The organism is Streptomyces antimicrobicus (assembly GCF_020532625.1).
Lineage (GTDB): Bacteria > Actinomycetota > Actinomycetes > Streptomycetales > Streptomycetaceae > Streptomyces > Streptomyces antimicrobicus.
Genome location: NZ_JAJAUY010000079.1, coordinates 19,875 through 27,394, shown reverse-complemented (window position 1 = coordinate 27,394; position 7,520 = coordinate 19,875). Strand labels below are relative to the sequence as shown.

At 76.4% G+C, this 7,520-nt stretch carries 2 protein-coding genes; both read right to left on the bottom strand.

Annotated features, from left to right (window positions below):
* Positions 1 to 59: 59 nt before the first annotated feature.
* Positions 60 to 4,682: a hypothetical protein gene (locus LG632_RS19525; RefSeq protein ID WP_226728647.1), complete on the bottom strand. Its 4,623-nt coding sequence runs from the start codon at positions 4,680 to 4,682 to the stop codon at positions 60 to 62.
* A 231-nt stretch (positions 4,683 to 4,913) separates the two neighbouring features.
* Entirely contained in the window at positions 4,914 to 7,403 is a 2,490-nt protein-coding gene (locus LG632_RS19520) for a hypothetical protein (protein WP_226728649.1), read from the bottom strand.
* Between the last annotated feature and the right edge of the window lie 117 nt (positions 7,404 to 7,520).

The window sequence follows — 7,520 nt, the reverse complement described above, 5'->3', positions numbered from 1 at the left end:
CGGGCACCGGGCGCCGGGCGCCGGGGGTGAGCGTCTGCGGGCGCCGCCGCGGCTCGTGCTCAGGGGGTCGGGTGGGGAGTGGCCTCCTTCACTCGGGTCCAGGACTCGGCGAACATCGCGTGGGGCGGCTCCGGGGAGAGCAGGCGTATGTACGGGGCCTGGAGCGACTTGCCGTAGGCGGACGCCAAGTGGGTGGTCAGCTTGGGCTGTTCCAGCGGGAGGTGGGGTGCCTTCAGGTCGGTCCACTCCCCCGGTACGAACGCCGTGCGCCCGGCCCGGGGACGGCGGCCGCCGAGCACCGCGCCGGTGGCGACCAGCTCCGCCTGGGCCGCCTTGTGCCGGTCGGCCGACCAGCCGTTCCAGCGTCGGACGTTCTTGTCGGTCGGACGGGCCAGGGTCAGCAACTGGAGGTACAGCGCGGCGGCGTCCGCTCCCGTGCCCAGGGCCTCGGCCACCTCCGCGACCAGTTCCGGGGCACTGAGCGCCGGGTTCGTCTCGTACCCGCCGGCTCCCACCGGGGTGGCCGCCGCCCGGGCGGCCAGCCGGTCCAGCCCTGCGAGTTCGGCCCGCAGGCCGGTCACCCGCTCCCACAGGTACGGCAGGCGCAGCTCCGTGCACAGCTGCGCCGCCCGGTCGACCCGCTCCGGGTCGCTCAGCGCGGCCGGCCGGACGAACACGTCACCGCGCGGTGCCACGACCACGAACAGGCCGTTGTCGTACACCCTCGGAGGCTCCGTGACGTCGTCGGCGTACGGCTCCGGGCACGGCACGAGCGCCCCCTCGTAGGGGACGAAGCCCGGGGCGTCGACCAGGGCCGGTGCCCGGGGGAACAGCACCGGGACCAGGGTGCCCGGGTCGTCCAGGACCGCCCGCAGCCGGCCGTGCAGGGCGATCGCGCCGGCAGCGGCCGGGTCACCGACGGGCCGCTCGGTGAGCGCCCAGGCGATGACGGACGCCGCCGGCTGGTGCGCGGGCTGGCTGCCCGTCACCCAGGAACCCGTCGTGCCGTCGGGCTCGACCAGGTGGAGCCGGACCTCGCCGGAGGGCGTCGGCCGCAGCACGAACCCGTGCTCACCGAAGGCACCCCGCCCCTCGGGCGCCCCACCGGCCACCAGGGTGCGCGCCCAGTCCGCCGCGAGGCCCAGGTCGTCCTCCAGCTGGCCGGCCAGCTGTTCGTCCACGTACGGCGTCGCGCCGAGCAGTCCGACCCATACCGCGGCCATCCGCTCTGCGGCGGCCGTCGTCCCACCCGGCTGCCACAGCTCGGCCGGGTCGTCGGGGACCGCCGCCGCGAGGACGGCCCGCTGCCCCGCCGGCCCGAGCCGGCGGGCGCGCAGCATGTCGTACTCCTGGATCAACTCCCTGGTCAGCTTGTACGGGAGCTTGCGCAGCAGGGCGGTGTGGTCGTCGCGGTCCTGCCGACCGGGCAGGCCGGCGAGCACCAGGGCGGCGAGCGGGCGCCGCAGCCCGGTGCGCCAGCAGAACACGTCCACCGCCTCCGGAGGCACCGTCAACGGCCCCTGGCGCGCGACCAGTTCCAGCAGCCGGGCAAGGCGCGTCGCGTCGTCGGCGGCGATGGTCACCGTCTCGCACTCTTCCGCCCCGGCCGGGGCCGGGTCTGCTGCGCGCTGGAGGAAGCGGGCCAGCTTCCCGCGCGGGGCGGCGGAGGCCAGGACCGAACCGCTGGACCGGGCGGCGTCCAGCGCCTCGTCGGTGGCGCGGCCGATCCGCCAGGTGCTGCCCGCCTCGGCGAACGGCTGGCCGCTCCAGGTCTGCAGGAGGGCGGCCAGAGCGGCGCGCTCCTCCTCGGGGGTGTCGCCGACGGCCGCCCGCCAGGCCACCGCCCCGATCGCTCCGACGAGGACGGCCCATTCGGCGGGCTGGGCGGGCAGGGCCAGGCGCCGCGTCTCGTCGTCGATCTCCCCGCGCAGGTGCCGGCCGTCCGCGGCGACGGCGGTCAGCACGGCCGGCTGGCGCTGCGGGACATGCGCCTCGAAGGGGCGGAGCTCGGGCAGCAGGCCCTGGAGCGCGGGGGTGAGCACGGTGTCGGGGACGGCCGTGGAGAGGCTGACGGCGGGCCCGGAGCGCATGATGCCCACCCGGCGGGCGAGCTCCTGGCGGCGGCGCAGCACGTCGGCGGCGAGCCGAGCGGCCCGGGCGACGCCTTCGGCCACCCGGGGTTCGGCCACCCCGGCGAGGGAGGGGGCCGGCTCCTCGCGGACGGCGGCGTCGAGCAGGTCCCGTACGGCCGTGTCGTCGAGGGAGCGCAGGGCCTTGGACGCCGCCTCGTCGCGCGGGGTCAGGAAGTGCCAGAACGCGGGCGGCGGCACCGGGCTGAGCTCCTCGCCGAGGGTGGGCGAGTAGCCGTGCTTCGGGCGGCCGGCGGCGGAGAAGCACCTGACCTGCCACAGCAGGGAGTTGTCCTCGGCGGCATAGCAACGGATGGTGTCCTCGTCCACCAGGACGGCGTCCTCACCGCCTGCGGGCATCGCGGCGATGCCCCAGGGCCGCCGGCCCCAGGTGCGGGTGCGGAACTCGGCGCGCCGGCCGTCGAGGGACTCCAGGAGGAACTCGCGCGGTGAGTAGCCGCTCCAGGAGGTGCGGTTGAAGACCCGGCAGCCCACCAGGCGCCCGTCCTGCCCCAGCGGCGAGGTCGGCACCCCCTCCGGAAGAGCGGCCAGGGTCTGGTTGGCGTCGGAGTCGGTCCAGCCCTCGGGGGCGTCGCCGCGCCGGAGGATCTCCGGCGGGGTGCGGTCCCCGGTCGGCTCCCCGGTCACGGGATCGACGCGGGTGCGCTTGTCGCGCGCGTGGAAGACCGGGGCGGTCCAGAAGCGGCGGCCGTCGCTCATCATCAGGTCCTGGCCCCCGATGCCTTCGCGTCCGCCGGGCCGCAGGACCCGCTCCCCGTCGTGCCGGCCTCCGCCGTCCGGCGTCTCGAAGTGGAAGCCGAAGCCGCCCTGGATCATGCTGTCGTACGGGCGCAGGCCCAACTGGTGCTCGGGCGTGAACACGTCCTCGGGGCGGCTGGCCCAGAAGGCGTGCTCGCCCCAGTCGTTGCGCTCGTGGCTGGTCCAGGCGACGAGGTAGTCGCCGCCGACGTAGTGGACGCTGTGGGAGGTGGCCTCCGGCGGCAGCCGGAACGTGCACGAACCGCGCTCCCCGTCGTGGTCGACGGCGACGGCACGGGTGTCGGAGTAGAGGGTGAGCACGGGCCAGGTGGAGGTGGCCCGGACCACCTCGTCCGGTGCGAAACCGGCCAGGGCGGCCTCCAGGGCCGCCCAGCCCAGCTCCTCCGGCAGCCCCGCGCGCAGGGCGCGGGCCAGCGGCCCGGTGAGGTCGATCTCCGCCAGGGCCTCCTCGATGCCTTCGAGGGCGGTGGCCGTCGGCCGGTCCAGCAGCTGGGACAGCTCGTCCACCGCTTCGTCGGCCGCGGCGAGCCCGCCGCCGCGCAGGGCGCCGAGCAGCGTCTCGATGCGGCTGTGCACCTCGGCGGTGATGCCGGCGTTCTCGGGGAGCCGCGTGATGGCGGTGCCCGCGCCGCGCCGGCCGGCGTGGACGGTGCCCTCCAGGCGGCGGCCGAACACCGGGTCGGCGGCGAGGGCCTTGAGGTCACGCTTGGAACGCTCGCCCCAGTACTCCAGGCGCACGTCGGGCCCCGGGTCCACCACGGCGACGCCCTCGGTGAGACAGGCGTCCAGCAGGTCGGCGTCCAGGCCCGGCCAGCGGTACCGGTCCTCGTGCAGGCGCACCGGGGTGCCCGCCGCCTTGAGCCGGGGCGCGAACAGCACGACCAGTTCGAGGATTTCGTCCGGCACGGGCTGCCGGATCACACCGCCGCCGCTGACGCGCCGGTGCCCGTACGTACGCGCGTACCGGCGCAGCCAGTCGGCGAGGCCGCCCTCGGGCTCGACCTGCCCCGCGGCCGCGGCCGCGGCGACACCGGAGCGCAGCAGGAGCCGCAGCCAGGCCGCCGCGTCCGTGCGGGACTCGGGGAACAGGTCCAGGAGCGGGGCGCGCAGGTCCTCGGCGGGCGGGTGCGTGGCGGTCAGCTTGGCGACGGCGTCCAGCAGCCGGTCGGGCACGGCCTTGCCGCCGGCCGCCGCCACGACCGGAACGAGCACCGCCGCGTCCTCGGCCGTGCCCAGGCCCGCGGCGCGCGCCGAGGCACGGACCCGGGTGGCGAGGTCGGAGGGCAACTCACCGCCCGCCGCCGACCAGGCCGTCAGGAGCCGGACGTACTCCGCGTGTGCGGCGGACGGGTCCAGCACCGAGGCCAGCCAGGTCTGGTGGGCACTCAGCTCGGCGGTGGGCAGCGCTCCGGCACGGACGTGGAGCCGCACGGCGGCCCGGTGCCGGTCGGCGTCCACCGGCAACCGGTGCTCCCGCTCAGCCTTGCGCGCCAGGGTGAAGGCACGGGCCGCTGTGCGCGGGCTGACTCGGAACAGCCGGTGTGCCACCGTCTCCCAGAACCAGGGCAGATGGGCCGGTGGAAGCTGCCGTGCCCGCCGCTCCATGGCGGACAGGAAGGCTCCTGGCTTCTCGTACGCCCGCCGCAGGCCCTCGCGAACGGTGTCGAGCAGCGTGACCGCAGCGGGCTCGGCCCCCGGGTCGTGCACCTTGACCCAGTCGGTGTACACCATCGAGGTGTTCGGGTCGGACGGCAGCGGGATCTGGAAGTTCATGGCTCGATCCTGCCAGCCTCCGCCGACAACGCCCACGACGGTCCCGGCGCCTGTGGAAAACTCCTGCCGACCCGACCACCACCGGCGTCGCCGTCGGCCGCCGGCCCGCTGCCGCCCTGGTCACGGCCGCCCGACCGCCGGCCCGCCAACCCGCTGCCCCTCCGACCGCGGACCCGCGGACCCGCGGACACGCCGACCGCCGACCCGCCGCCCCGCCGACCCGCCGACCGGTCAGACGGCCGCGGAGCCCTCCGGCGTGCGACGGCACATCCAGTGGCCGCCCGTGCTCCAGCCCAGGAACCGCCGGGCCAGGCCGCCTTGGGCCGTGCCGTCCGGCCCGAACGTCCCACCCGCGGCGACCATCCGCAGCCCGGCGACGGCCGGCCCGAGCCGGGCCGCCACGTGCCACGGCTGCCGGGCCGCCTCGACGGCCAACCGGTCCACCACCGCCGCCTGCCGCTCGGGCGCGCACAGCGAGAGGTGGAACAGCATCTGCCGCCACGCGTACGCCGCGTCCTTCACCGTCCCCAGGGGACGGGGATGGCCGTGCACGCGCGCCACGAGCCGGCACACCGTGGTGAAGGAGGCCTGGGCCAGTTCCTCCCAGCCGGCGGCCGGGACGATCCCCGCCTGCCGGACGAGCACCGCCAGGTTGTGCGTGGTGAGGATCTGCGCCTGCTCGATGACGGTGCCGTTCACGGCCGGGGACCAGGACCGGGGAGAGGCACCCGGTCCGGAACCACCGCTCGCGGCCCTGGCGGCGGCCGCCCGCTCGGCGCACAACTCGGCGAACGCGGCCGCCGTCGCGGGCTGTCCGGTCGTACGGGCCCCCTGCCCCTGCGCCTGCGCCTGCTCCTTGCGGGCGAGCGACTCGGCGGCCTGGAGCACGGCCATGCTGCGCACGGCGGCGCAGTCGATCCCGTAGTAGCGCGCGTACAGGCTGCCCTCCAGCAGGTCGGCGGCGATGCGGGCGGCCGTCAGGAACTTCGGGGTGAAGGTGCCCATGAAGATGTCGGCCGCGAGCTCCTCCACGAACGGAGCCGACAACTCCGCCTGCCGGGCGAGCTGGGACAGCTCACGGACCAGCGGATTGGGAAGGAGCGTTCCGGGGAACGACCCGACCGCGAGACTTCCGAGCCGGCGCAGCGCGGAGGCCGCCGCGGCCCGGGCCCGTTCGTCGGTGCCGGCGTCGGTGCCGTGTCCGGCGACCGCCCGTACCCAAGGCAGCTCCTCCACCCGCACCTGGTGCTGGAGGTTGAGCAGCAGCAGCGAACGGCGGTTGCGGAACGCGCGGTACGTAGCCGCCGCCAGCGTCCGTAGCGCCGGATCGGGGTGGCGCTCGGCCGTGGCGGCGGCCACGAGCTGCGGCACCAGCGCGGCCAGTGCCTCGGCGGAGGGTACGACTCCGCGCTCGACCAGCGTCTCCAAGGGCGCGCTGAGCGCGGAGCGTACGACCGCGCGCAGGCGCGGCGGAACGGCGGTGCCGGCCGGGAGCCCTGTCGCCACCGCTTCGTCGCTGGTCACCGGGATGACCGGCGCGTCCACGTCGGACGTGCCCGCGCGCTGGTCCAGCGCGGCCAGGCGGCGTACCACGAGCGCCGCGACGCGGTGGTGCGAGGGCAGGGCCGCCTGACGGGCCTGCCCCTCGCGCAGCCGGGTGTGCTCGGGCGACCCGGGCAGGCCTCGCTTGGCGACCATGGAGGTCACCGCGTGGCGCAGCAGCCCGGCCAGCCGGGGCGGCACCTGCCGGCCGGCGGCCGTCTCCTCCAGCGCGCGGCGCAGGATGCCGGCGTTGGACTTGGGGTCGCGGTGCTTTCCGCACAGCGGGTGGGCGGCCGCGAGCGCCTGGTAGCGCTCCAGCAGCGCGACCGCCTCGGCTCGCCAGGCGGCCGCGTCGCGGGGCGGGGTGCGGTGGGGTGTGTCGTGCGGAGCATCAGCAGGCAGAGGCGTTCCGGCACTGCGGCTCCGCTCGGCCCGCACGTCACGGCTGTCGTGCTCGGCACGCGTGGCCCGTGTGGCTTGCGTGACCCGCGTGTCCTGCCTGGCCCACGCGTCCAGCGTGCCCCACGCGTCCAGCGTGGCCCGCGACGCGCCGGGCGCCGATGCCGGTCGGGCCGGGCTGTCCGCCACATCCGAGCCGTGTCGCAGCCAGAAGGTGAGCAATTCGTCCTCGAACGGCCGCCACACGGTCAGTGCCTCGCGCTGCGCCTCGACGGCCGTGTTCGGCTGGCGGCGCGCCAGCTGGGCCGACACCTCGCCGACGGTACGACGGTGGACGTCGCCCGCGTCGGCGGCCGGCCGGTCGGCGGGTCGCGGCAGGAACCTCAGCCGGTCCGCGAACGGGTGCAGCTCGGTCACCAGCGCGGCGGCCGCGTCGATGTCACCGGCGCGGACCAGCCAGGCCACGGTCAGCAGTGCCGTCTCCTCCGGCAACGTCACCTCGTACCGGCCGCTGTCGAGCAGGTCCCACAGCCCCGCGAGGCCTTCCTCGGTGAGGGCGTGGGCGAACAGGCCGGCGCGGGTGGCCGGAATGCCGGCACGACGCGCGGCCTCCTCCTCGTGGTCGGTGAGAGGACCGGACGCCGCGGGCGTGCCGGTGGCGAAGCCGCCCCGCACCACCTCGGGCGTCACCCAGGCCGGCAGCCCGTCGACGGGCGTACGCGAGCCGACGGTGAGCCGACCGCCGGCGATGCCGGCCAGCACCGCGCTCCACTGGCGCATCCTGCCCTCGGCGCGGGCGCGCGTGGCGGCATCCGGATGGGCCTGGGACGTCCGCAGTGCCTTCGCCAACTGGTGGGCGGCGTAGGCCGGGGACGCCGCGACGGACGACGTCTGCGG

What these genes read in the sequence shown, in the direction of transcription:
- LG632_RS19525 (WP_226728647.1), bottom strand. Translation starts at nt 4,682, where the DNA reads ATGAACTTCCAGATCCCGCTGCCGTCCGACCCGAACACCTCGATGGTG.
- LG632_RS19520 (WP_226728649.1), bottom strand. Translation starts at nt 7,403, where the DNA reads ATGCGCCAGTGGAGCGCGGTGCTGGCCGGCATCGCCGGCGGTCGGCTC.